Origin of the sequence: Amycolatopsis sp. cmx-4-54 (assembly GCF_046548895.1) — a bacterium.
In the GTDB taxonomy this organism is placed as follows: domain Bacteria; phylum Actinomycetota; class Actinomycetes; order Mycobacteriales; family Pseudonocardiaceae; genus Amycolatopsis.
This window is the reverse complement of sequence record NZ_JAEBEJ010000010.1, coordinates 29,477-52,484: the sequence shown is the minus strand read 5'-3', so window position 1 is coordinate 52,484 and position 23,008 is coordinate 29,477. Positions and strand designations below refer to the sequence as shown.

21 protein-coding genes are annotated in these 23,008 nt (G+C 69.1%); 8 read left to right on the top strand and 13 right to left on the bottom strand.

What is annotated here, in order from left to right; translation table 11 throughout:
• Window positions 1–82: 82 nt before the first annotated feature.
• The 3 genes from ACLJQ7_RS29335 to ACLJQ7_RS29325 all read left to right on the top strand — a co-directional run bounded on the left by ACLJQ7_RS29335 (window position 83) and on the right by ACLJQ7_RS29325 (window position 3,795).
• On the top strand, window positions 83–1,618 hold the full coding sequence (locus ACLJQ7_RS29335) for a S8 family serine peptidase (protein ID WP_410651404.1): 1,536 nt from the start codon (window positions 83–85) through the stop codon (window positions 1,616–1,618).
• A gap of 43 nt (window positions 1,619–1,661) precedes the next feature.
• Window positions 1,662–3,119, top strand: a complete 1,458-nt coding sequence (locus tag ACLJQ7_RS29330; protein WP_410651403.1) for a trypsin-like serine protease — start codon at window positions 1,662–1,664, stop codon at window positions 3,117–3,119.
• A gap of 169 nt (window positions 3,120–3,288) precedes the next feature.
• The gene (locus tag ACLJQ7_RS29325; RefSeq protein WP_410651402.1) at window positions 3,289–3,795 is read left to right on the top strand and encodes a DinB family protein; all 507 of its coding nucleotides are present in this window, start codon (window positions 3,289–3,291) and stop codon (window positions 3,793–3,795) included.
• A gap of 242 nt (window positions 3,796–4,037) precedes the next feature.
• Here the strand turns inward: ACLJQ7_RS29325 and ACLJQ7_RS29320 are convergent, their stop codons facing one another.
• The 3 genes from ACLJQ7_RS29320 to ACLJQ7_RS29310 all read right to left on the bottom strand — a co-directional run bounded on the left by ACLJQ7_RS29320 (window position 4,038) and on the right by ACLJQ7_RS29310 (window position 6,011).
• Entirely contained in the window at window positions 4,038–4,517 is a 480-nt protein-coding gene (locus ACLJQ7_RS29320) for a hypothetical protein (protein ID WP_410651401.1), read from the bottom strand.
• Between the two features lie 85 nt (window positions 4,518–4,602).
• Window positions 4,603–5,055 (bottom strand): hypothetical protein, encoded by a 453-nt coding sequence (locus ACLJQ7_RS29315; RefSeq protein WP_410651400.1) that lies wholly within the window; start codon window positions 5,053–5,055, stop codon window positions 4,603–4,605.
• Between the two features lie 377 nt (window positions 5,056–5,432).
• Entirely contained in the window at window positions 5,433–6,011 is a 579-nt protein-coding gene (locus ACLJQ7_RS29310; RefSeq protein WP_410651399.1) for a LuxR C-terminal-related transcriptional regulator, read from the bottom strand.
• Window positions 6,012–6,546: 535 nt separating this feature from the next.
• On the opposite strand from ACLJQ7_RS29310, the gene ACLJQ7_RS29305 reads away from it, so the two are divergent.
• Both ACLJQ7_RS29305 and ACLJQ7_RS29300 read left to right on the top strand, forming a co-directional pair.
• A complete protein-coding gene (locus ACLJQ7_RS29305) occupies window positions 6,547–6,903 on the top strand; it encodes a hypothetical protein (protein ID WP_410651398.1) in 357 nt (118 codons plus the stop codon).
• A gap of 82 nt (window positions 6,904–6,985) precedes the next feature.
• Window positions 6,986–7,327 carry a hypothetical protein gene (locus ACLJQ7_RS29300; protein WP_410651397.1) on the top strand — a complete coding sequence of 114 codons (342 nt, stop codon included), beginning with the start codon at window positions 6,986–6,988 and terminating at the stop codon, window positions 7,325–7,327.
• Window positions 7,328–7,527: 200 nt separating this feature from the next.
• Here the strand turns inward: ACLJQ7_RS29300 and ACLJQ7_RS29295 are convergent, their stop codons facing one another.
• The gene (locus ACLJQ7_RS29295; RefSeq protein ID WP_410651396.1) at window positions 7,528–8,469 is read right to left on the bottom strand and encodes a lysyl oxidase family protein; all 942 of its coding nucleotides are present in this window, start codon (window positions 8,467–8,469) and stop codon (window positions 7,528–7,530) included.
• A gap of 158 nt (window positions 8,470–8,627) precedes the next feature.
• Here ACLJQ7_RS29295 and wecB point away from each other — a divergent pair, with 158 nt between their 5' ends.
• The gene (wecB, locus tag ACLJQ7_RS29290) at window positions 8,628–9,833 is read left to right on the top strand and encodes a non-hydrolyzing UDP-N-acetylglucosamine 2-epimerase (protein WP_410651395.1); all 1,206 of its coding nucleotides are present in this window, start codon (window positions 8,628–8,630) and stop codon (window positions 9,831–9,833) included.
• Here wecB and ACLJQ7_RS29285 read toward each other — a convergent pair.
• Together ACLJQ7_RS29285 and ACLJQ7_RS29280 are read right to left on the bottom strand one after the other, a co-directional pair.
• Complete coding sequence (locus ACLJQ7_RS29285) at window positions 9,799–11,124, bottom strand: FAD-dependent oxidoreductase (RefSeq protein ID WP_410651394.1); 1,326 nt, start codon at window positions 11,122–11,124, stop codon at window positions 9,799–9,801. The two genes, wecB and ACLJQ7_RS29285, sit on opposite strands and share 35 nt — an antisense overlap.
• A gap of 7 nt (window positions 11,125–11,131) precedes the next feature.
• Window positions 11,132–11,947 (bottom strand): glycosyltransferase, encoded by an 816-nt coding sequence (locus ACLJQ7_RS29280; RefSeq protein WP_410651393.1) that lies wholly within the window; start codon window positions 11,945–11,947, stop codon window positions 11,132–11,134.
• 324 nt (window positions 11,948–12,271) lie between these two features.
• Between ACLJQ7_RS29280 and ACLJQ7_RS29275 the strand changes: the two genes are divergently transcribed.
• Window positions 12,272–13,681 carry an exopolysaccharide biosynthesis polyprenyl glycosylphosphotransferase gene (locus ACLJQ7_RS29275; protein ID WP_410651392.1) on the top strand — a complete coding sequence of 470 codons (1,410 nt, stop codon included), beginning with the start codon at window positions 12,272–12,274 and terminating at the stop codon, window positions 13,679–13,681.
• Window positions 13,663–14,967, top strand: a complete 1,305-nt coding sequence (locus ACLJQ7_RS29270; RefSeq protein WP_410651391.1) for a putative glycoside hydrolase family 15 protein — start codon at window positions 13,663–13,665, stop codon at window positions 14,965–14,967. Before ACLJQ7_RS29275 ends, ACLJQ7_RS29270 begins: the two co-directional genes overlap by 19 nt.
• Here ACLJQ7_RS29270 and ACLJQ7_RS29265 read toward each other — a convergent pair.
• From ACLJQ7_RS29265 to ACLJQ7_RS29235, 7 genes are read right to left on the bottom strand one after another with little or no spacing between them, the layout of a single operon-like run.
• Window positions 14,917–16,068 (bottom strand): glycosyltransferase family 4 protein, encoded by a 1,152-nt coding sequence (locus tag ACLJQ7_RS29265; RefSeq protein WP_410651390.1) that lies wholly within the window; start codon window positions 16,066–16,068, stop codon window positions 14,917–14,919. The genes ACLJQ7_RS29270 and ACLJQ7_RS29265 overlap by 51 nt on opposite strands.
• Complete coding sequence (locus ACLJQ7_RS29260; protein ID WP_410651389.1) at window positions 16,065–17,174, bottom strand: glycosyltransferase; 1,110 nt, start codon at window positions 17,172–17,174, stop codon at window positions 16,065–16,067. The genes ACLJQ7_RS29265 and ACLJQ7_RS29260 overlap by 4 nt, the downstream gene beginning before the upstream one ends.
• Complete coding sequence (locus ACLJQ7_RS29255) at window positions 17,171–18,607, bottom strand: oligosaccharide flippase family protein (RefSeq protein WP_410651388.1); 1,437 nt, start codon at window positions 18,605–18,607, stop codon at window positions 17,171–17,173. Before ACLJQ7_RS29255 ends, ACLJQ7_RS29260 begins: the two co-directional genes overlap by 4 nt.
• A complete protein-coding gene (locus ACLJQ7_RS29250) occupies window positions 18,604–19,866 on the bottom strand; it encodes a glycosyltransferase 87 family protein (RefSeq protein ID WP_410651387.1) in 1,263 nt (420 codons plus the stop codon). The genes ACLJQ7_RS29255 and ACLJQ7_RS29250 overlap by 4 nt, the downstream gene beginning before the upstream one ends.
• On the bottom strand, window positions 19,863–20,744 hold the full coding sequence (locus tag ACLJQ7_RS29245; protein ID WP_410651386.1) for a hypothetical protein: 882 nt from the start codon (window positions 20,742–20,744) through the stop codon (window positions 19,863–19,865). Before ACLJQ7_RS29245 ends, ACLJQ7_RS29250 begins: the two co-directional genes overlap by 4 nt.
• Window positions 20,741–21,811: a glycosyltransferase family 4 protein gene (locus tag ACLJQ7_RS29240; RefSeq protein ID WP_410651385.1), complete on the bottom strand. Its 1,071-nt coding sequence runs from the start codon at window positions 21,809–21,811 to the stop codon at window positions 20,741–20,743. The genes ACLJQ7_RS29245 and ACLJQ7_RS29240 overlap by 4 nt, the downstream gene beginning before the upstream one ends.
• Window positions 21,786–22,997, bottom strand: a complete 1,212-nt coding sequence (locus ACLJQ7_RS29235; RefSeq protein ID WP_410651384.1) for an O-antigen ligase family protein — start codon at window positions 22,995–22,997, stop codon at window positions 21,786–21,788. Before ACLJQ7_RS29235 ends, ACLJQ7_RS29240 begins: the two co-directional genes overlap by 26 nt.
• Window positions 22,998–23,008 lie beyond the last annotated feature (11 nt).

The window sequence follows — 23,008 nt, the reverse complement described above, 5'->3', positions numbered from 1 at the left end:
GGGTCTCACCACGATTGTTTCCGCTCCGCCCGCGCCGAATGGTGAAGCGGTGCGCCAGGCGCACACGGGAGATGGAGGAGAGATGCACAAGACCCGAATGACGTTAGGTCTGTTCGGCATCGCGGCCGCGCTGGTGGCGGTGAGCCCCGCCGCGTCGGCGGCGACGCCCGAAAGCGACATCGTGGAAGCCCGGCAGCCCATCGCCGGTCGCTACATAGTGGTCCTCCGGGACGGGGCGCAGGCAGCCGCGCAGGGTGGGGCCGCCTCGTTGACCCAGCGTTACGGCGGTGCGGTGGTCGACACCTACGCGCTGACTCTGAACGGCTTCTCGGTCCGAGACCTGAGCGAGCGGCAGGCCCGGCGCCTGGCCGCCGACCCGGCGGTGCGGACGGTGCACCAGGACGGCGTCGCACGTGCCGCCGGAGAGCAACCGAACCCACCCTCGTGGGGGCTGGACCAGATCGACCAGCGCACGAAGACCTTGGACAAGAAGTACGTCTATCCCAACGCCGGTGAGGGTGTCACCGCCTATGTCGTCGACTCCGGCGTGGGCATCCGGCACACCGAATTCGAGGGCAGGGCCGCGCACGGCCGCGATTTCATCGACAACGACAACGACGCGAGCGACTGCTTCTGGCACGGCTCCCACGTGGCGGGCACCATCGCGGGCAAAACCGTCGGCGTCGCCAAGAAGGCCAAGGTGGTCGCGGTTCGCTCGCTGGGCTGCGGTGGTTCCGGACCGGACTCGGCGACCGTCAGCGGACTGGAATGGGTGGCCGCCAACGGCAGCAAACCGGCCGTGGTCAACCTGAGCCTGGTCATGGACACCGTCGGCGTCGGTGACGCTCAAGTAAAAGCGTTGGTGGACAAGGGTTTTGTGGTCGCGGTAGCCGCGGGCAACAACGGACAGGACGCCTGCACGGCCAGCCCCGGCCGTACCCCCGAAGCGTTGACCGTCGGTTGGATCAACCAGGGCGGTTCCCGTAGCGGGAACTACGGGAAATGTGTCGACCTGTTCGCCCCGGGCGGCAACATCTATTCCACTGACCACACCGGCGGCTACCGTACCGGCAGCGGTACCTCGATGGCGTCGCCACACGGCGCGGGTGCGGCGGCGCTGTACCTCGCCGCGAATCCCGGCGCGACACCGCAGCAAGTACGCGACGCGCTCGTCCGCAACGCCTCACCGGGGCTGGTGACCGATCCCGGAGCGGGCTCGCCGGACGCGTTGCTCTACACCGGGTTCATCGGCGGTGGCACGCCGCCCAAGTGCGGTGTCAAGTCCAATGACGAGGATGTGTCCATCCCCGACGCCGGGACCACCGTGGGCAGCGCCGTGACCCAGAGCGGCTGCGACGGCAACGCTTCCGCGGAATTGGCCGTACGGGTGGATATCGACCACACCTACTCCGCGGACCTGGCGATCGACCTGGTCGGACCGAGCGGGGCCACGTGGCCCCTCGAACGAGCGGGTGGAATCGGTGACGCCGGTGGTGTGCACCAGACCTTCACCGTGGACGCCTCCGGCGAGAACGCCAACGGCACTTGGCAGCTGCAGGTGCGCGACATCCACCGCTTCGACACCGGGACCTTGACCGGCTGGTCGATCACGTTCTGATCCGGAACGTCCCATCGGACAACCCTGCGAACCGAGGAGCACGATGAGAACAGCACGTCTGGTCACAGCCGTCGCCATGGCACTGGCCGTGATCACTTCGCCCACGATCGGGACGGCGAACGCCGAACCCCCCGCCACCGCCGCGACACCCACCGACCAACTGCGGCCACCGGACATGGGAACCCGGGTGGTCAACGGACAACGCACGACCGTGCGGGAAAACCCTTACCTCATCGCAGGCCTGCGAGCGGGTGGGGGCGGTCCACAGGGTCAGTCCTGCACCGCTTCCGTCGTCGGCAAACGCAAGATCATCACCGCGGCGCACTGCATGATCGACGTGGGCGGGGCGAAGAGCTACCTCTACGGCGACGACGACCTGAACACCCCAGGCGACGAAACCTTCCGCACACCTGTCGCCTCCTACAAAGTGCACCCCCGCTACACCGGTCCGAACTCCTGGCAGACCGGCTACGACGTCGCGGTGATCACGACCGAGACCGACCTGCCCGTCCCGGAGAACCAGTGGGCCAAGGTGGCCGGATCGGGTGATGCCGAGCTGACCACACCGGGGAAGTCGGGCACCGCCGTCGGTTACGGACGCACCTCGGCCAATGGTGGATCCGGCGCGCTGTACAAGACCACGATGCCGGTCAACGACGCGAACAACTGCCAAGTGTTCAACGTGCGGGTGAACCCCGATCTCATGGTGTGCGTCGGGTACGACGACGGACGCACCGCGACGTGCTCCGGAGACAGCGGCGGGCCCTTCATCGTGAACGGCGTGATCGTCGGCGTCGTCTCGTGGGGCTCGAGCGGATGCGACCGCTACAGCATCATGGCCCGGCTCACCAACGAGATGGGCGACTGGGCCCGCGGCGAGATCGGCGGCACTCAGCCCGGTGACGGGAAATTCGGCGTCTCCCTCAGTCCGGCCGCGGGCAAGACCGAGCCCGGCAAGTACATCTCGACCTCCGTCGTGACCAAGGCCGGCGACACGGGAGCCGAAAAGCTCGACCTGGCCGCCACCGGCCTGCCCGCCGGCGCGACGGCCACGTTCCAGCCCGGCTCGTCCCTGAACTCCGGCGACGTCGCCAAACTCACCGTGGAGACCGCGGCGGGCACTCCGCGAGGCACGCACCGGATCACCGTCACCGCGAAAGGCGCGTCCGGAACCAAGTCCGCCGACTACACCCTGACCGTCGGAGACGGTGGCACCACGGAAGGACCCAAGCCGACCGTGTCCCCCGGTGCGGGAACGGCGAAATCCGGCTCGTTCGTCAACGCGACGGTCACCGTCGCCGGAGGAACGGGAAACAGCACACTCACCGCGACCGGCCTGACGCTGAACCCGATGTTCCAGCCGTCCACTGTCGCTCCGGGCGGTACGTCACGCATGTCCATAGCCGCCCCGTTCCAGCCCGGCACCTACAAGATCACCATCACCGCCACCGACAGCACCGGCAAAACCGGCACCACCGAATACAGCCTCACCGTCCAATGAGCTGAACCGACCCTGTGGAGCCCGTGGCCACCAAACGGTCACGGGCTCCACACGACGTTCTCCGCGACCTGCCACGTGCTGTCGATCTCGCCCGCGTGAAGTGCGGCCCGTGGTCGGGTCCATCGGTAAACACCTCGACAGGGGTGCGGAGATGGGACACGCTCGCGCGATGACCAGAATCGATGACACGCCGCCCGCCTGGGACGAACGCACCCAGCTCACCACGTTTCTCGACTACACCCGTGACACCGCCCGCGCCAAATGCGATGGCGTCTCGGCGGAGAACGCACGCAAGGCGCTCCTGCCGGGCTCACCGCTGATGACCATGAGCGGAGTGATCAATCATCTCCGCTGGGTCGAGTACTACTGGTTCCACGCGGTCTTCCTCGGCGAGGAGGACTTGGGCCCTTGGACCGAAGAGGATCCCGACCGCGAGATGCGTATCGCCGTCGATTTCCCGCTCACGCAGTTGCTCGACGAATACGCCGAACAGAGCGCCCGCTACCGCGCACTGGTCGCCGAGAACAGCTTGGACAAGAAGGCCGAGCGAGCCATCCGCAACGGCCTCCACGTCGACCTGCGCTGGATCCTCCTCCACCTCACCGAGGAGACGGCCCGCCACAACGGCCATCTGGACATCCTGCGCGAAATGCTCGACGGCACAACCGGCAACTAGCTCCGGGAGAAATCACAGGAGGAGCCAGAGCCGGATCGAGGCAATGACACGGATCTCGAACAGTGGTTAGGCGCTGTCCGGCAAGTCTTGTTCGCGGTCTTCGCCCCCAGGCGGTCCCTGACGGCACGGGCGGACGCGGCTGAACACGGCCCGACACCGCCAGGAACCACCTGGATCACGACGCCCATCGAACAGACTTACCGGACACCGCCTAGCTCTGTCGGGTGGTTGCCACGTCCGGCTCAGCGCCGGTAGTGGAGTACGCCACGCAGAGCAGGTGACGTGGGACTACCGCAGCGCTGCTCGAACGTCGCGTCGAGGGCGACGAGCCCCTCCGTGCCGCGTTGGATGTAGTCGATCGTGAACGTCGAATAGTCGTCGACACAGGCCAAACCGTTGGACGTGGCCAGGATATGCGCTCCCTCGACATGGCCGTATGTGCCGACCTGCAGGTCTCCGGACGGCGCGCTGAAGTCGAGTGCGATGTGGTCGAACCCGTGGTCGGTCTCGGCGTCTACTCGCAGGGCAGCGCCGTTTTCCCAGAACCGCACCTCGTTCTCCGGCGAGGCGGTCCAGTGACCGCTTCTGCCGTTGACCGGGTGGGCGCCCTGTTCGGCGGTGAAGTTGAGACTCGCGATCGGCTCGGCGGCCGCGGCCGGCGCGAAGGCGATGGCCAGGCCGGCGGCGACGGTGAACGTGGTGATAGGACGACGGATCTTCACGAAACCCCCAAGATCAGCCGCTCTGCGGAGCGGGTCCGTACCGATACTGCCCCGGATTCCGCGCACCTGCCACGAGTAGAACTACTCAACCGGGTGTGCTCTCCCAGGGAAGACGCGGTGATACGCCGTTCGCATGTTGTTCGTGCGAAGAGGAAACAGTGGGTGGCTTCGACCGCGCGGCCCGGAGTGTCTTCTGCGGATCGGGCCAGGCTTCGGCTTCCGCCGTGAGTGCGGTGGCGATGTCGATTTGGCCGGTGCGGACCTGCCATGCCAAGGAATCGGGCCGTGGCTCCACGAGTAGCCAGCCTGTGACGGCATCGTCGTCGTAGTAAGGGGATTCGGCGTCACCGATGCCCAAGGCGTCGAAGTACTCACGTGCGGGCCAGGTTTCGGGAACCCATCTTCGAGCCCAGCGCACGACGATCCGGGCAAGGTCGTTACGGCTGTCCGCCGGATGGATGAGACGGTCACCGGCCGTGCAGACCAGTCGCGACGTGTACGCCGCACCCAAGGGTGCGGCCACAAGTTGGTTGTTCACTTTTCCCCCGGCTCGGCAAAGCGAGCTTCTTCATCGTGTGCTGGGCACAGAACTGTGCGTAGGCGGAAGGGCGGACGTGTCTCGCTCGCTTCCCTGGCTCCTTGTTTGAACCGGCTGGGATTCTAGGGCAGGTTCGGGAGGTCGCGGAACCCCTTTTGGGGAAAAGGGGAGCGGTTCTGCGAGCGTCCGCCTTATGGGTGTATTGCGGCCGAATGTCGAGGGCCGTGGCGACACGCACCGTCACCAGAGGCCCCGCCGTACCACTATCGAGTGCGAGCGCGAAGAGGCAAGGATGCTGAGATGAGACCGTACGCGCGTGAGAAGGACCGGTGAGAGAACGGAAGATTCCACTATACCGGTGGTCGAAAACACTGAAACTAGGAGATCAAATTCTTTCGCATCGCCTGTCCGACGGCATGCGCGCGATCGGTGGCGGCGAGTTTTCTGAACAGTCGCTGCGCGTGGGTTTTCACGGTGTCCTCCGCGAGGTGGAGGTCACTGCCGATCTCATTGTTCGTCTTTCCGAGGCTGATCCCGCGCAGGACCTCGATCTCCCTTTTGGACAACGCCGGTACTTGCTCCGTTGTCTCGCGGGGCTGAGGCAAAGAGAAGGAGCCGGTACCGCTCGCTTCGCAGGCGAGGAAGGCGACGGCTCCCATGCGGATCGCCTCGGTCGCGACGGTGGCCAGCTCCGGCGCGCCGAACACCACGACCGCTGTCCCCGCCTGAAGCGTCACCAGCGTGTCGATCGTCTCCGCCAGCGCGTCCGGCCGGACGCGGGCGCTCAAGAAGACCGTGCCCGCCGGCATGATGCGGAACTTGGTGATCAATTCCGCGCTGGTGGCGGCGGAATCCACGCGTCGTATCCCCGGTGCGTTGGCCAGGAACCGAACCATGCGCTCCCGGGGTTCGCGTCTGCCGTCCAAGACAAGGGCATTCATCGCCATGCCCTCCATGGGGTCGAAGTGCCGATTCGCAAGGGGTTCGCGGCAACCTCGACCGTTGGAGGCGCGGCGTTCGTTCGCAGAGTACACACGCGGAAATCGGGCGGCACGAAAGGTCTGGTGGCAACGAACCGGTTCTGCCTGGTCAACGGGGTGGGCCGCGATCGGTGTGGTTCGGGGTTCCGTCGTGAGAAGAAGACGTCATTGATCCGACCGGGTGACGGAACCGCAGGTTCGTGCGTCGCGGACGGACTCGTTCGGGGTAATTCCACGGTCTCCGGGCGGGAGTGTTCTCGAAGGCCGCCCGGTTCACCATCGTCCGGCTGGCCCAGGAGGGGCACCCCAGGAAGGACTTGCCTGGAGTGCAGGGAAAAGCGCGTAACTCGATCGGGCCACTCGCGGCGTGCTCAGGGCGACGAGGTACCTACACGATGGTGGTGTGAGGTGGAAAAGAACCTTCGCTGTCAGTACTTTTCCCTCGGCGCAGGGTAAACCCACCGGTACCGCCCTGCTGTCCGACGAGAACGTCGAATCAAGGAGTTCACAAATGTTGAAGAAGCTCGGCTTCGTCGCGGCCACGGTCGCCGCGGGAGCCTTCATCGGTGGCGGTGTCGCCTCCGCCGACACCCCGGACGACTACGACCACGGTTACGGCTACGACCACAGCGGACAGGTCGGTTTGGTCAACCTGAACAACATCGACGCGCTGCACAACGTCAACGGCACGCTCGGCGTGTGCGGCAACGACGTGAACGTGCTGGGTGTCCAGGTGCCGATCCGCGACTCGCTCAACGGAATCGGCGTGCCGATCCTTTCGCCGGGCGCGCACGAAGCCGAAGGCTCGTCGCCGTACAACTGTGCCTCGGGTGCCATCACCGACGGTGGCACCGTTCAGGGCAACTGAACTTCCCGTCGTCAGCACGACCGACACCACGCAACTTTCACCCACCGGCCCGTCCGGTGAGGTATTCCTAGGAGTCTTTTCAGTGATCAAGCAACTCGGATTCGTCGCCACCGCTCTCGCCGCCGGCATGGCGATCGCCGGCGGATCCGCCTCTGCCGCCGTCGTCGACCACCCGGTCGACCACAACGGCCAGCTCGGGCTCGGCAACATCCAGAACGTGGACGCGGTCCACAACCTCAACCTGGTCGGCGGCGTCTGCGACAACAACGTCAACGTGCTCGGCGTCCAGGTCCCCGTCCGTGACGTCGCCGAGGGCATCGCCATCCCCGTGCTTTCGCCGGGCGAGACCGAGGCCGAGGGTGCCACCCCCGACAACTGCGCCGGCGGCATCATCGAAGACGGCGGGACCGTTCAAGGAAACTGACCGACCCCGTAGTCACGGCCGCCGCGTGGAGACCTCTCCGCGCGGCGGCTTTCGTCGTGCCTTGGTTCGCTGTGGCGTGGGATGAGGCCGGGCGCCCGGCACGGTCCGGGTAGCCCGGCCCCATCGTCTCGCCGCCCCGATCGGCGACTGGGATCGATCTTGTCAGAGATCGCGATCGCCGCCAGTCGGCGACGTCCCGGTCAGTCGCAGTGTGCCTGTCCGGGGCAACTCCGGAGGAACTTGACGACGGGAACGCGAGCGAGAACTCCCGTCAGGCCGAATGAGCCGTCCGGCCATTCGATCGACAACGCCACCGACGAGGAATTGTTGGCGTAGTTCTTCTCCGCCAGCGTGCGATCCCCGTTCACCGTGTTCACCAAGGTGTAGCGGCCGGACGGCACCTGGGTGATGTCCAGCCACTGGAAATCGACGTCGTATTTGTAGTCGTCGCCGTATCCGACGGAGATCCCTTCGACGACGTCGAGCGCGTCCGGTTCATGGTGGCGGCAGTTGTTCGCGCGCAGCCGCCGGGCCAGATCCGCGTCCGGGCCGGTGGCCCCCGGGACCCGCGCCGGTTTGACCGTGTCGGCGATGGGGAACCGATCGCCGAGACAGAAGCCGTTCTTGCGGTCGGTGACGACGACGTCGCCTTGTTTCGAGATCAGCGAGAAGTGTTCGAAGTTCATCAGATGCCAATGCTGATGAGCCATCGCCGGTTCGTAGTAGGTGAAGGTCCGGGTCGGTCGCTGCGCGGAGGTGTAGTCGGCCGGGATGGAGCCGTCCTGGGCATCGCGCAAGGCCTGCCGGACGGACATGCGAGGCTCCTTCGAATCGTTCCGGCGCCCGTAGAGCAGCAACGGGCCGTCGCCGATGTTCTCCTCCGAGCTGGTGAATCGGATCCTGACGGCTTTCGCCGCGGCAGGAGCGACACAGCGTCCGTTCGGCGCCGCGGGATCGATCACCGGGCACACGTCCCAGGCTCTGCAGTCGTGAAAGGCGCCGGCGAACCCGCCCGCACATCCCGGCGGCGCTTGACGCAGATCGGGCAACAGGAGGTTCGTCGACGCGTCGGAGCGGGGGACGGGCATGGTCGTCGCGGCCGCGAGCGCCACCGCCGCGAGAGCGAAGTACTTCTTGAACAAGAGAACCTCATTCCGGGTGAGCCTGGGGGCTGCTCAACCTGTTCGAGTGGGCCATTTCCGGTGGACGGTGCGACGGGGTCACACAATGGATTGATCGCGGTGACGCCGATGGCGCCGGTGGGTAGCGTGCGTGCAGGCCGAGCTGAAAGGACCCCCGTATGTCGATCGCCATCGGTTTGGGCACGCCCCCGGAAGATCGGACGGACGTCTCCCGCCGATCGTCGAGGCCGGGGTCGGCCGGCAGCGTGGTACTCGTCTGCGGCACCCGGCCGGAGCTCATCAAACTGGCGCCGTTGATCCGGTATCTCGGGGACGACTGTTCGATCGTCTACACAGGACAGCACTACGACGACTCCCTGTACGCGCGTATCCGCGCCGATCTGCCTACGTGCGAACGATTCCGGAACCTCGGCGTCACCGCCGACGGCCGGGGCGCGCAACTCGGCAAGGCGATCGGTGCCGTCGACGAAGCCCTGGCCGACCTCCCGCGTCCGGTGGTTTTGGTCCAGGGGGACACGACTTCCGCGCTCGCCGGGGCGTTGGCGGCGAACGCGCGCGAAATCCCTCTCGTGCACATCGAGGCCGGGTTGCGCAGCCATGACCGCGCGATGCCCGAAGAGCACAACCGGGTCCTCATCGACCACCTGGCCGATCTCTGCTGTGCACCGACCCGGCTCAATCGCCGGAACCTCCTCGCGGAAAACGTGTCGCCTTCGCGGATCACGGTCACCGGCAACACCATCGTCGAGGCGTTGTCCGCGGGCCTTCCACCCGCCACGGCACGCGCCGAGCTCCTGAACGCTCGCGGTCTGCGACGGGACGAGTACATCCTCGCGACCTTCCACCGGCCGGAGAACGTCGACGATCCCGACAGGCTGGCGGAGATCCTGCGCGAACTCGGCAGGCTTCCGCTCCCGGTCGTGCTCCCTCTGCATCCCCGTACGAGCCGGAGCGTGCAGCGGTTCGGTCTGTCCCGGCTCCTGGTTCCCCTTCTGGTACTCGAACCTCAGGCTTACCCCTCCTTTCTCGCGCTGGCCGCGGAGTCGGCGCTCCTGATCTCCGATTCCGGCGGCATCCAGGAAGAAGCGAGTGTGCTGAAGCGGCCGGTGGTCGTGGTCCGCCGGAGCACCGAGCGGCCGGAGATCTCGGGGGTCTTCGGCGCGCTCGTACCGCCCGGACCGCGGATCGGCACGGAGACCGACCGGTGGCTCGACGACGTGGCGGGACACCGCGAACGGCTGCGAAGCCTTCCGTCGCCGTACGGGGACGGTTCGGCTTCCCGTCGGATCGTGGAGGCGATCGAGGTGATGTTCCCGGTGGAACGCGGCCTCACGGCACCGGTTCACCGGCCCTCCGGCGGCTGAGCTCGTCGAGAAGCCCGTCGGCCACGAGGTTCGCGAGTTTGACACTCGAATTCCAGCTCGTGACGTCCGGATACACATGGGCTGTGGTCGCCAGGAGCAGGCGCGTGCCGGGTACCGAGACCGGCGGCCGGGCGGACAGGTATCCGAGGGGGTACACCGGTTCGACGAACGGTGCCTTGAACACCCGCACGGACTCGATCTCCTCCGCGCGGAGTTCGGGGAAGAGCTCCCTGAGCTGAACCGTCCACCGGGTGGCGATCCGGTCCGGCTCGTCGCGGTAGAGGCGCGACGAACGGTCGGTATAGCGCATGACGTAGACGAGATGCGCGCCGCCGTGTACTTCGGTACCCGTGAGCGAGGACATCTCCACCACGCCGTCGAATTCCGTACCCGAGCGCAGGATCGGCGTCCAATAGTGCCCGCTCAGCCGACGGCGCAAGAAGTACACGCCGGTGACCACACCCTGGTAGCGGAGGTCGGTCGACGGCAGGCTCTGCGCGAGGTCGTCGTCGGCGAGCCGGCGCAACTGCGGCAGCGGCACGGTCGATACCACGTCGTCCGCTTCGAGCACGGTACCGTCCGCCAAGGTGACAGAGCATCCCTCGGCGGTGCCGCGTAACCGATGGACCGGCGCCGACGTACGGATCGTCGCCCCCGCGTCCTCGAGCGACACCCGCAGCGCGTCGATGATCGTCTTGTAGCCGCCTTCCGGGTAGCCGCGCGTCGCGACATTGCGTTCACGCCCGAGCCGCTGCCACAGATACAGGGCCGGGACATCGCCGAAGGACGGCCCGAACTTCGAGCCGAACATCGGAGCGAAGAACTCTTCCCAGATGTGGCTGCCGTAGAGCCTTCGAAGCCAGTCCTCGGTGCGGAGCGCGTCGAGGTCCCGTCCTGCGCCCAAGTGCCGCAAGAGCAAGGACACGGCACCGAAGCGGACTCGCTCGTGAACGCGTAACGGCGTGAACCGCATCAGGTCGAGAGGGGAGTTGAACCGGTGACGGCGGGAGCCGACGATCATGCCCATCGTCGTCTTCCGCCAGCGCACGGCGTCACCCAGGCCGACGTCGTCCAACAAGGCGAGGAGATCGTCGTCGGTCGGCATGACACAGTGGTAGAACCGTTCCACCGCCTGTTCTCCGCAGGTGAAGAAGGTCCCAAGGCCGCCGAGCTGATCACTGGCTTCCAGCAGGGTGACGCGGACCCCGTCACGGGCGAGCCGGTGCGCCGTGGCCAGACCGCAGATCCCGCCCCCGATCACCACGGTGTGCGGGGAATACGTGGTTGTCACCGGCGGATCACAGCTTCCGGTACGGGGCCGGGCTGAGCCGGTCGCGGACGAGCAGTTTCAGGTACTGCACGAGGGTGCGCCGGAGTTTCAGCTTGCTCGGCCCCTGCTTGCGGTCGTAGCACAGCACGAGCGGGATCTCCTTGATCACCGGGCCGCAGTGGCGGAGTTTCAGCAGAAGTTCCACCATGCAAGCGAAACCCTGCTCTTCGATGAGCCGGTCGCCCCAGTGCGCCGAAGCCCTCGCCAGCAGCGAGACGCGATACGCGCGATAGCCGCTGGTGAAGTCGCGGACCCCCTCGACGGCCAGCGCGCGCTGGAACAGCCGGGCGGCGCCGCGGGAAAGCAGCCGCCTGACCGGCGGCGCGGTCCGGTCGTCGCCGCCCGGCACGAAACGAGAGCAGATCGCGACATCCGCTCCGGCCGCGATCTCTTCACGCAACCGGCGGATCAGGCCGGGATCGTGCGTGTCGTCGGCGTCCATCACGACGACGATGTCGTCGGTGCCGGATTCCTCCAGGGCGGCGCGGAGACCGGACTGCACGGCGCGCCCCAGGCCCAGATTGACGTCGTGCCGGACGACGCGTACGTCGAGCCCGCCGTAGCCGGATTCGGCCACCGCCGCGGAGCGGTCGGACGAACCGTCGTCGACCACCCAGACGGTGAGCTGCTCGGTGAGCGCGGTCTCGGCTAGGCGTTCCAGAAGTACCGGCAAGGCCTTCTCTTCGTTGAACGCGGGCAGGACCACATGCGCCCGGCCGCCCGTCCGTACCTCTCCGCGGTCAGGGTCCGCCCTCGTGGCCAGGACGGTTTCATTCACTGCCACGTTTCCCCTTCGACTCCTTGAAATGGTCGCGGTCCGTAAACCTCGGTTCGGCCGCCTGCTCTTTTTCGGCTATGTTGAACCCTTTCTTTAGTGGCGTCCCAAGTCCCCCGAAAGGAGGAGTGGTCCTGAAAACACAATGCGCTCACCGGTATCCCCTGAAAGGTGGATTCGTGGCGTTCGTCCGATCGGGTCGGCCGCGCGGAAAGCAGGGAAGAAGACAGCGGACCGAAGCGGACTTGGTTCGATTGGCTGGTTTGTGATGAAGGTGGAAAATATCGTGATGACGAAATCGTCCAGTGGCGTTCGCCGGGGAGAGTCGGCGCGGTGACCGAGCTGAGAACTCCGTCGCTCGCCCGGCCGGCCCGTGCCCGGTCGTACCGGCGACTCACCGCCACGCGCCGGAGACGGCCACTGCTGGCGCGGGTCAACGCGGTCGTGGTGCTGCTCATCGCCGTCGACGTCGTCGCGTGGCTGGTGGCCGCGCGGGTGGCGAGCGTGACCGTGCCGGAAGCATTGCTGGCCGGCGGGATTCTCGCGGGCGCACGGGTCGCCGGGCGGGTGCACCGGCGCCGGTTGTGGTTGTCCTGGCTGCAGGATCTGCCGCGATCGGTGGGTACTTCGGGGATCGCGTTCCTGGTGATCTCGTGTCTCGCGCCCGCGACCCTGCCGGCGCTCTCGGGCATGCCTTGGCTGGTGGTGGGATTCGCGGTGCTGAGCGAATGCGCCCGGCCGTGGGTGTTCGCCTTCGGGCGGTGGGGGCGCAGGCGGTTCCGCCGCTGCGACCGCGCCATCGTGGTCGGTGACTGCGACAGCGGCGGCGAACTGGTCCGCACCATGTCACGGCATCCGGAGTTCGGTCTCGTGCCGGTGGGATTCGTGCCCTCGGGCCCGGTCACGGAACCGTTTCCCTTTCCGGTGGAGCTGGTCCGCGACGGACTGGCCGAAGCCATCGTCCGCCACGGCGCGGGCACGGTCGTGCTCGCGCACGGCGGGGAGGGAGACAGCTCCACCGTCGACGCGGCCGTCACCGCACATCGGCTCGGCTGCGTCACCCTCGTGCTTCCCCGGTTGTTCGCGCTCTGCCCGGACAGGCTCGGCGTGGACCGGCTTCGCAGCTATCCGTTGATGCGGCTGGCGGGTTCACCGACGCGCCGGCCGAGCTGGCTGGTCAAGCGCGTGGTCGAGACGGTCCTGGCCGCCTTCGCGCTCGTGGCACTGGCACCGCTCATCGCGCTGTGCGCGTTCGCGGTCGTGCTGGAGAGCGGGTTCCCGGTCATCTTCCGTCAGGTGCGCGTCGGCGTGGACGGCCGTACGTTCCTGCTCTACAAACTCCGCAGTGTCCGGCAGGAGTCGGTCGACGATTCGGCCACGCGCTGGTCGGTGGCGGGGGATCGCCGGGTCGGTCCGGTCGGCCGCTTCCTGCGGAAGTCCTCTTTGGACGAACTTCCCCAGCTGTGGAACGTGGTGCGCGGCGACATGTCCTTGGTCGGGCCGCGTCCGGAGCGGCCGGTGTTCGTCGAAGAGTTTTCCGCCGTCCACGATCTTTACTGGGCCCGCCACCGGGTGCCGACCGGGTTGACCGGTCTCGCCCAGGTCCACGGCCTGCGCGGGGACACCTCGATCGCGGACAGGGCCCGCTACGACAACTACTACATCGCCAACTGGTCACTCTGGCTCGACGTCAAGATCGTCATTCTCACGGTGGGAGAACTGTTTTGCCGAAGGCAGCGCTGACGCGCGCACATCCGGTCGCCGTCCGGCTCGTCGTCGGCTGCGCCGCGCTGGTCCTGACCGCGGGATGCGTGACCAGCTCGGCCAGGGAAGCGGTTGCCCCACCGCCGAAACCACTGGCACCGTGCGCCTGGTGGTACGGGATCGGGCAACCGCCGACCGCGGGCGAACTGGAACTGGCCGCCCGGCGCTACGACGTCGTGGTGCTCAACGCGGACCAAGGCGCGGCGATGCGGAAGTTGCGCGAGCTCAACCCGCGGGTCAAGGTGCTGGTGTACAAGGACTTGTCCAGCACGCGCAACTACGCGGGCGCGGTGACCGGCGGTGAGGACGCCGAGTTCCTGCCGAGCGGGATCGGGTACGTCGCCGCCCAACGGACCCATCCCGAATGGTTCGCCACCGACACGCGCGGACGGCGGATCGAGTGGCAGGGCTACCCGAAGCACTGGCAGATGACGGTCTGGGATCCGGCCTACCAGAAGGCCTGGGTCTCCGCCGTGGTGGCCGAGGTGACCAGGGAGGGCTGGGACGGGATCCTGGCGGACAACGATTTCAACTCCTTGAGCCACTACTCGCAGGCGCTCCTCGCCGGCACCACGACCGCGGCGGAAACCGACCGGAAGCTGCGTGACGGGCTCGACGCCTTCCTGGCGCTGATCGGGGACGCCGTTCAGAAGGCGGGGAAGTTGTTCGTGCCGAACGTGTCGGAGACTCATCTCGTGCCGGGGAGGTGGACGGCGCATTCCCGGTTCGGTGGCGCGATGGAGGAGAACTTCGGCTTCCGCGAAGACGGGGGGAGCGGCGGCCTGCTCACCTTCCGCGGTAACGAGTTCCAGGAGTTGCGTGCCCAAGCCGCGCTCGGGGAGTCGTTGCTGCTACTGGTCACCCGGACGAGATCCGCCCAGCAGGCCCGGGCAGGCTACGCGAGTGCCGCTCTGCTGGCGGGGCCCCGGACATGCTGGACTCCGGCCACCACGGACGACTACCGCGACCCAGAGTGGTCCGCCCTCCAGGGCAGCGGCCTGGGCGAAGCCGTCGACGCCGCGGGGCGGCAACCCAACGGGGTGTGGACCCGGAGGTTCACCAACGGCTGGGTGGCGGTGAACCCGACGGCGGCGACACAGACCGTGACGCCTCCCGAAGGTCTCGTGGTAGTGGGGCCGCGGGCCGCGCCGACTTTTCCGACCACGGCTTCGTCGACCGCGCCCCCTTCGTCCCCGGCGCCGCCTGCTTCGATCTCACTGGCCGCCGCCGACGCCGTGGTGATGGTCGAACCCGGTGACGGGTGAGGCGGGCCGGTGCAGAAGCGACGCGTACAGGTCGAGGTGCCGTCGCGCGCAGACCTCCGGCGTGTACCGCCGCCGGGCCCGAGCGGCGAGAAGGACGCCGGTCCGGGCCGGATCCGGATCGGCGAACAACGCACGCAGCCGTTCGGCGAGTGCGGGGATGTCGCCCGGTGGCGCCAGCGGTGCCGAGCCGAGCATGTCGGCCACCCCGCCGGTGTCGGTGGCGACGACGGGCTTTCCGGCCGTCATGGCCTCGGCCACGACCAGCGGCTGCTGTTCCATGGCCGAGGGCAGCACCAACGCGTCCGCCTTCGCCAGCAGCGCGGGGACATCCGGGCGGAAGCCGAGGAACGTGACCCGGCCCCGCAAGGAAGGCGCTTGGGCCGCGCGCTCGGCGTCCGCTCGTTGCGGGCCGTCACCGACCACCGTCAGCCGGGCGCCGGGCGGGAAGGTGCCCGGCTCGGACAACGCGGCGAGCAGGTTCAGGATTCCCTTTCGCTCCACCAAAAGACCCACGAAGATCAGCTGCCGGACCGGCCCCCGCGGGGGTTTCGCTTCGACAGGTTCGACACAGTTGTCGATCCGCGCCAGGCGGCTCTCGGGAATCCGCAGCCGGTCACGGAGGAACCGCCCCATCGCCTCGGCGGGCACGACGGTGTGGTCGAGCACGCGGGCCACGGTCGCGTCGCCCGCCAGAACCGCCCGCGTGTAGGCGGACGGCCCGGCCGCTCCGCGCTCGCCGCGGAACCACGGCTCGGTCACGTCGTCCGGAACGCCGTGGTAGGTCTGCACGAGAAGTGGCCGTGTCCCGCGGGAGAAACGCATCCCCGCGAGGATGAGCCCCGAGCGGCGATCCTGGGCGTGCACCACGTCCGGCCGCCAGGCGCGGATCGCCGCTCGCGCGCGACCGGCGGCCGCGAGATCCCGCTTGTCCGCGACGAGGAGCCGTTCGTGGTCGCCTTCCAGCAGGCCGGCGTCCCTGGCGGGAACAGGGCCGAAGACCCGCACCTGGACATCCTGGCGGGACATCGTCGCGGCGAGCCGCACGGTGACGTCGACCGGGCCGCCCCGATCCTGGGTCAGCAGATAAGCGACGCGTTTCACCGGATTCGCTCCTTCGAGGCGAGTTTTTCGACGAGGACGGAGATCTGGTCGGTCATCCGGCCGCGGTCGAAGGCCAGTTCCGCCCGCCGTCTCCCGCGCTCGCCTTCGAGCCGGGCGGGCCCGGGTTCGGTGAGCCGGACGGCCACCGCGTCGGCGAGCAGGCTCAGGTCGCCCGGAGGCAGCACGACTCCGGCGCCGGCGACGCTTTGGCGCATTCCGCCGACGTCGAAGGCCACCACCGGCCGCGCGCAGGCCATGGCCTCCAGGGAAACGAGTGCCATCCCTTCGGCACGGGAGGGGAGCACGACGACGTTCGCGGCCGCGTAGAACGCCGCGGGGTCGTCGGTATGGCCCGCCCACCGCACCGATGGATGGGACGCGATGGGGTGACGGTCGCGCCACACGGCACCCATCGGCCCGTCCCCGGCGAGTACGAGCAACGCGTCGGGCACGCGGCGCAACACTTCCGGCCAAGCCGACAGCAACTGGTCCTGTCCCTTGAGTTCGGCCAACCGGCCGAGGCAGACCGCGATCGGTGCCCGGCAGGGCAGACCGAGCCGTTCTCTCGCGGCGACCCGATCGCGTGGCGCGAACTTCACCGTGTCGACGCCATTGCAGACGACTTCAGCGTCGGCGGTGATACCCGCTTGCCGGCCGGCGGCGAGTTCGTCGTCGCTGACGCACACGACGAGGTCGGTCCAGCGGGCGGCGAGCCGTTCCCACGCGGTGGATGCCGTCCTCAGGGGCCCGCGGACGGTCTCGAAGGACCACAGGTGGGGTTGGAACACCGTGGGGCGGCGCCCGCGCAGGGCCAGCCTTCCCGCCAGCCCGGCCTTCGAGCTGTGCAGGTGCACGACATCCGGCCGCAGTTCGGTGAGAACGCGGCGCAAGCTCGCCGTTTCGCCGATCACTCGCGGGCCGGGAGAACGGGTCGCCTCCCAGGCGCGCACCGCGATCCGGTGTGACTGCGCGTGTTCGGCGAGCCAGCCCGACGGCGGGCAGACCACGGTCACCGACCAGCCGCGATCCCGTTGGGCCACCGAGAGTTCGAGGACCACCGCCGCCACTCCCGCGGTGACCGGCTGGGAAACGTGCACGATCCTCACCGCAGCCCTCCCCGGCGCAGCGCGAGAAGATCACGACGGTGGAGAGCCAGCGTCGCCGCGGTATACCCGGCCATGAGCACCAGGCCTTCGCCGAACGCGCCCGGCACCGAGTCCGCGGGTCCGAACGATCCCGCCTGGCCCAGGAGAACGGCAGGCAGCGCGCCGAGCACGCACGCGACCAGGACACGCGACACGATCCCGGTGAGTTCGTGTACCGGCGGCGCGGCTTCGAGCCGCGCCAGGACTTGCCAGGCGATGGGGAGCATGAGCCAGGCCGCGGCGAACTGGACCGCGGCCACCACCTCGATCCCGAAAGGGGTCAGCAGGGCCAGCCCGGCGACCAGCAGCCCCAGGTGCAAGCTCTCCAGGGCCAGGTATCGCCGGGCGTGGCCGGTCGCCTTGACCGCCTGGTACCAGATCTGCAGCAGGCAGATGCCCAGGCCGTAGCCGCAGAGCAGGACCAGCGGCCCCGCCGCGTCCGCCCATCGCGCGCCCAGCAGCACGACACGGTCGGCGAGCACGGCGAGGGCGAGATACAGGCCGCCGGTGAGCACGAGGACGGCGCGGGTGAACCGGGAGACCATCTCCCGCAGCGGCCCCTCTTGACGGCACAACCGCGTGAACACCGGGAAGGCCACCGCCCCCAGGACGATCGCCACGGTGATGTAAGGAACCCAGGCCAACCGGTAGGCCAGGGAGTAGACGCCGACCGCCTCCGGGCCGAGCAGGCGCCCCACCGCGAGGTAGTCGAGGTTCACGAGCAGCGCCGCCACGACGGCGGCCGGTCCCACGACCGCCACCCAGCGCAGCGCTTCCGCCGCCGCGCGGGGATCCCAGCACGGCCGGACCCAGCCACCCACCAGCGCGCCGAGCAGGGGCTGGGCGATCGAGGCACAGACGAAACCGGCCACGAGCGACACCGGCCCCGCGCCGTCGAGGGCGAACACGATCGTCACGGCCGCTCCCAGCACCGCGCTCCCGCCGTCGGGCACCATCCGCCGCCGGAAGTCCAGTTCCCGGTGCAGCAGAGCCAGCTGGACCCCGCCCGCCGCCGCGAACGGCAGGCCGAGTGCGGCCAGGCGGACCGGGCCTGCCGCGTCCGGGACGCCGAGCGCCTCCGTGACAGGACCCGCGGCGGCGGCGAGGACGACCCCCAGTAGCAGACCGGCGCCCACGCTCAGCGTCAGCACGGTCCCCGCCATCCGGTGGGAATCCCGTTCGGTACGGCTGATCACGTCGTACACGCCGATCGACTGCACCACCTGCCCGAGGTTGACCAGCGACACCGCCAGCGCCACGACACCGAGTTCCCCCTCGGTCAGCAGCGCCGCCAGCGCCAGGGTGACCAGCATCTGGCTGCCCTTGCTGACCAGGTTGACCGCGCCGAGCCACAGGGAGCCGCGGGCGGCCTTCGTACCGAGCCCGTCGGTCATCGGCCGCCCCCGGCCGCGATCGGCGGGGCGAGGCGCGATCCGGACAGCCGCACCGCCGCGTGACTCGACGCGCACCAGGCGAACACCAAGGCGAGACCGTCGACCGTGACCGCCACTCGCGGTCCGAGCAACGCGACCAGCGCGGAGTCCACTGTGTACAGATGCGCGAACGGAACCGCCACCGCGAGCACCGCGAGCCCGACCGCGCCCCACCCAGGCTCGGCTCGATGACGCCACCACAGCACGGCCACCGCCGCCGTCGCGGGTACGGCGATCAGCACGTCCCCTGGCTGGTGCACCACGCAGACCACCACGGCCAGACACGTCAGAAGATCCGCGACCGGTGACGCCCGGTCGAGTCGCCGTACGAGCAGCACGCTCGTGACGAGCACCAGTACCAGGACAGCCAGTTCGATGCCGGCGGGAGCCCAGCCGGTGACCCGGAACAGCACCGCCGCTACGTCGATCCGTTGCGCGGTCGGGGAATCCACCGCGCCGTAGTCGGTACCCCTGGCATGGGTGAGGTTCGCGACGACGACGTCGGCGAACGCGCCGATCCCGCCGGCCCTGGCCACCAGCGCCACCACGACCGGCAGGCTCGCGACCGCCGCGATCGCGGTGCCGGCCAGCGCCACCCGCCGTGAGCCACGGGCGAACAGCAGGATGGCCAGCGGAAACCCGAACTGCGGTTTGAGCCAGGCGAGCGCGAGTGCCACCGCCGCCCAGCCCGGACGATCCCGGCAGAAGAGCAGGGCCCCCGCCACACCGACGGCGATCAGCGGATTCACCTGGCCGACGTAGAGCTGTGCCTTCCCGACCTGACTGGCCACCAGCAGGGCCGCGACCACCACCGTCGTGACCACGAACGGGACGGTGACGAGCCGCCGGACGGCGTATGCGGTCAGCGCGGCCAGCGCCACCAGCAACAGCAGGGAGAACACCGAGAAGGCCACCGCGCCCACCCGGTAACCGGGCAGCGCGAACGGCAGGTGCGCCACGAGGTGATAGGGCTGGTAGAGGTTGAAGTCCTGCCGCACCGGCCAATGCGCGAACATCGCGGCGGGGTCGTAGGGAACGCCGCCCGCCAGGAACTCCCGGATCGGGTAGTACAGCGCGTCGCGGAAGTCCTGCGTTCGCTGCTCGGCGGGATCCGCTTGCCCCGGTAGCGGTACCTGCCACGACGGCGCGAGCGCGTGCCAGGCGCACAGCGACCCGGCGATGGCGGCGACGATGAGGACCGATCGCTCTCTCGCGGTCACGCCAGCACCACCGCGACGAGCACGGCGTCGGCGGGCAGCACACCGGCCACCGAGGTCAGTTCGTCGTGCCGTCGTCGCCCGGCGACGGCCACCACCGAGGTGCCGTCGCGGTCCGCCGAAAGCGTGGCCGCCAGCTTGGCGGCCGCCTCACTGAACTCGGGGGCGACCGGGACCACGCGGAGCGGCCGTCCCGTCGCGAGACCGAGAACGGCGAGCCGGTCGGCGGCCGCCGGGTCGTCGCCGCGTAGCACCGCCACCGGCCGGTGGATCCCCGCGGCGAGCAGCGCGCGGCGGACGGATCCCCGTCCGCCACCGAACCGCGGCGACGGAAGCCGCCGGAGCGCGGCCACCGCGAGTCCGGCCGCCACGGCGGCGACCAGGGCGAGCCCGGTCACCAGCGAACCGTCGGGCGAGACCGCGGCCACGTCGGCCTTGGCGTCCAGAGGCCGCAGCCTGCCCGCCGGAGCGAGCAGACGCGCTTCGGCCAGCGCCTTGCCCAGCGCCGTAACCGTGGCACCGGCCTGTTCCGATGACGCCGCCCGCACCGACAAGCGCGCCAGACCGGACGCGGGCACCAGCTCGACCGAGACACGTCGGCCGAGTTCCTCCGGCGAGTAACCGGAGAGCGGCGCCACCGCCTGAAGCACCGAGGGACTACGGGCGAGTTCGACCAGTGCGGGCAAGGTCAGTGAGACGACTTCGCCGTACTGCGCGGCCGAGCCCTCCGCCTCGGCCGACGGCTCGGCCAGCAGGCTCACGCGTCCCTGGTACTGCTCGCCGCGCGACAAGCCCACCGTCAAAACCAGCGAGCCGATCAGCAGACCCACCGCGGCGCTGAGGGCGACGGTACGCGGGATCCTTGTCAGAAGCTGTTTCACCGCTTGCCTTCCAGCGTCGTGCGGAGCAGTTCGTCGTAGGCCTTCATCACCGTGTGCGGGTCGTACTCCCGCTGGATCTTCCGTTGGCCCTCGGCGCCAAGGGAATCCCGGGTGGACTTGTCGCGCAGCAGCGGCCGCAGAGCCTCCGCGACGGCTTGCGGATCACCGGGTGGCACCACCACTCCGGCCCCGCCCGAGAGCACGTCGCGGACGCCGCCGACGTCGGTCGCGACCACCGGGCGACCGGACGCCATCGATTCGAGCACGGCCAGTGGCAGGCCTTCCCAGTCGCTGGTCAGCACCGTCAGGTCGGCCGCGGCGAGAAGATCGGGAACGTCTTCGCGGGTGCCCAGAAATCTGACCTTTCCGCCCACCTTCTCGTGGTGCTCCTCCAGTGCGGCGCGAAGTTTCCCGTCTCCGGCCAGCCACAGCACCGCGTCACCGTCGAGCCGTGCCCAGGCGTCCAGCAGCACGTCGTGCCGTTTCTGCGACTCCAGCCGGGCGAGGCAGAGCGCCACCGGCTCCCCGTTCGTGACGCCGAGCGACGCCCGCACCTCCGCCCGGCCGAAGTGGGGGCGCCTGGTGAACACGGCGTTGCGGATCACCACCGGTCGCCTCACCCCCGCTCCGGCAAGCTGGTCCGCCGTCGCCGGGGAAACGGCGACCACCCGGTCCGAGGTGCGCCGGACGATCCGCGCGGCCACGGCCACCTCGTCGTCCGCGACGCCGTGGAAGACGGTCACCAGCGGCCGTTGCCGTCCGGGGGCGAGGGCGAGGCGGGAGACCAGGCTCGCGCCGACGTTGTGCGCCACCACGATGTCCGGGCGGAAGCGGGCGATGGCCCCCCGGACCGCCCATGCCGCCCGCAGCACGCCTCGCCTGCTGCGCAGGGTGAGCGGCATCGGGAAAACCGCCACACCCTGCGCGGCCAGCGCGTCGGCCCGGAATCCGCCACCGCTGGCGACCGCGGACGTCCAGCCGTACTCGGTACCGCGGCCCGCCATTTCCGCCACGAGGGTTTCGGCCCCGCCGGCGCCCATCTCACTGATCACGTGCAGGATCCGCATCGGAACCGTCCTTCCTTCCGTGAACCCGGTTCTCGGCCGCCACGGCGCACGCGGCCAGTGCCCACAACGGCAGGTAGTACTGCTCGGAGAGGAAGGCCGAGGTGACCAGCACGGCCAGCAGGGACGCCTGGATCACGACCGCTTCCGTCCGGGCGGCGGGGGTACCCGTCCGGGCGGTCCGTTCGCTCGCCGTCACCGCGATCCCGATCACCGCGGCGAACAGCGCGAAACCCGGCAGGCCCAGTTCGGCGGCCACCTCGAGATACATGTTGTGCGCCACCGGTGTCTGCTCGTCGAGCTCCGCGTTGTGCGACGCCGCGGCGTACTCTTCGCGGAATCCGCCGGGGCCGACACCCAGCACCGGATGGGAGGCCACCAGCCGGGCCGCGGCCTGCCAGCGCAGCTCTCGTGTGTCCACATTGGACGCCGCGATATGGGTCTTCTCCTGGAACGCCCGCTCGATCCGCGGTCCGGCGAACAGTGCCGCCGCCAGGCACAGCACGCCGGCCGCGACGGCCGCGACGGCGAGGAGCCGCCAGGACAGGACGCGGCGCAGGAACAGCCAGCCGGTCGCCGCCGCCAAACCCAAGGCGCCGCCGCGCGAGAACGTCGCCGTCGCGCCGGCCACCACCACCGCGCACACGAGGGTCACGGCGATCATTCGCCGAGGAGTGTCCCGGCGGGCGAGGACGAGCAGCGGTACCGCGGCGACGAGGAAGTAGGCGAGATCGTTCGGATCCTCCAGCGGGCCGCTGGCGCGTGCCTGGCCGTCGACGAAGAGGCTGTACAGCGCGCCAAGCCCGGCCACGGCGGCTCCCGCGGCCATGGCCAGCAGCACGCCGCGGATCGGCACCTCCCGGCGGGCGACATCCGCCAGCACCACCGTGAGAACGAGGAACGGCAGCCAGCGCGCGGTGTACTCCGCGGTGAAGGCGCCCGAAGAATGGGCCGCCGCGGTGATCGTCACCACGGTGGCCAGCAGTGCCAGCACGACGTGCAGTGGTGCCGGTCCCGGGGTTCGCCGTTCCTGGACGCGGACCACCAGCCACGTGGCGACGAACAGCGCGGGCAAGACCTTGCCGAGATGCGGATGCGCGGCTGTCAGATAACCCTCGAGAGGAGCGGACGCCACCGTGGCATACGCGAGAGCGCGCAGTAGCGCCGCCCGCGTGTCGTTTCCGGGCACCGTGGAGACGA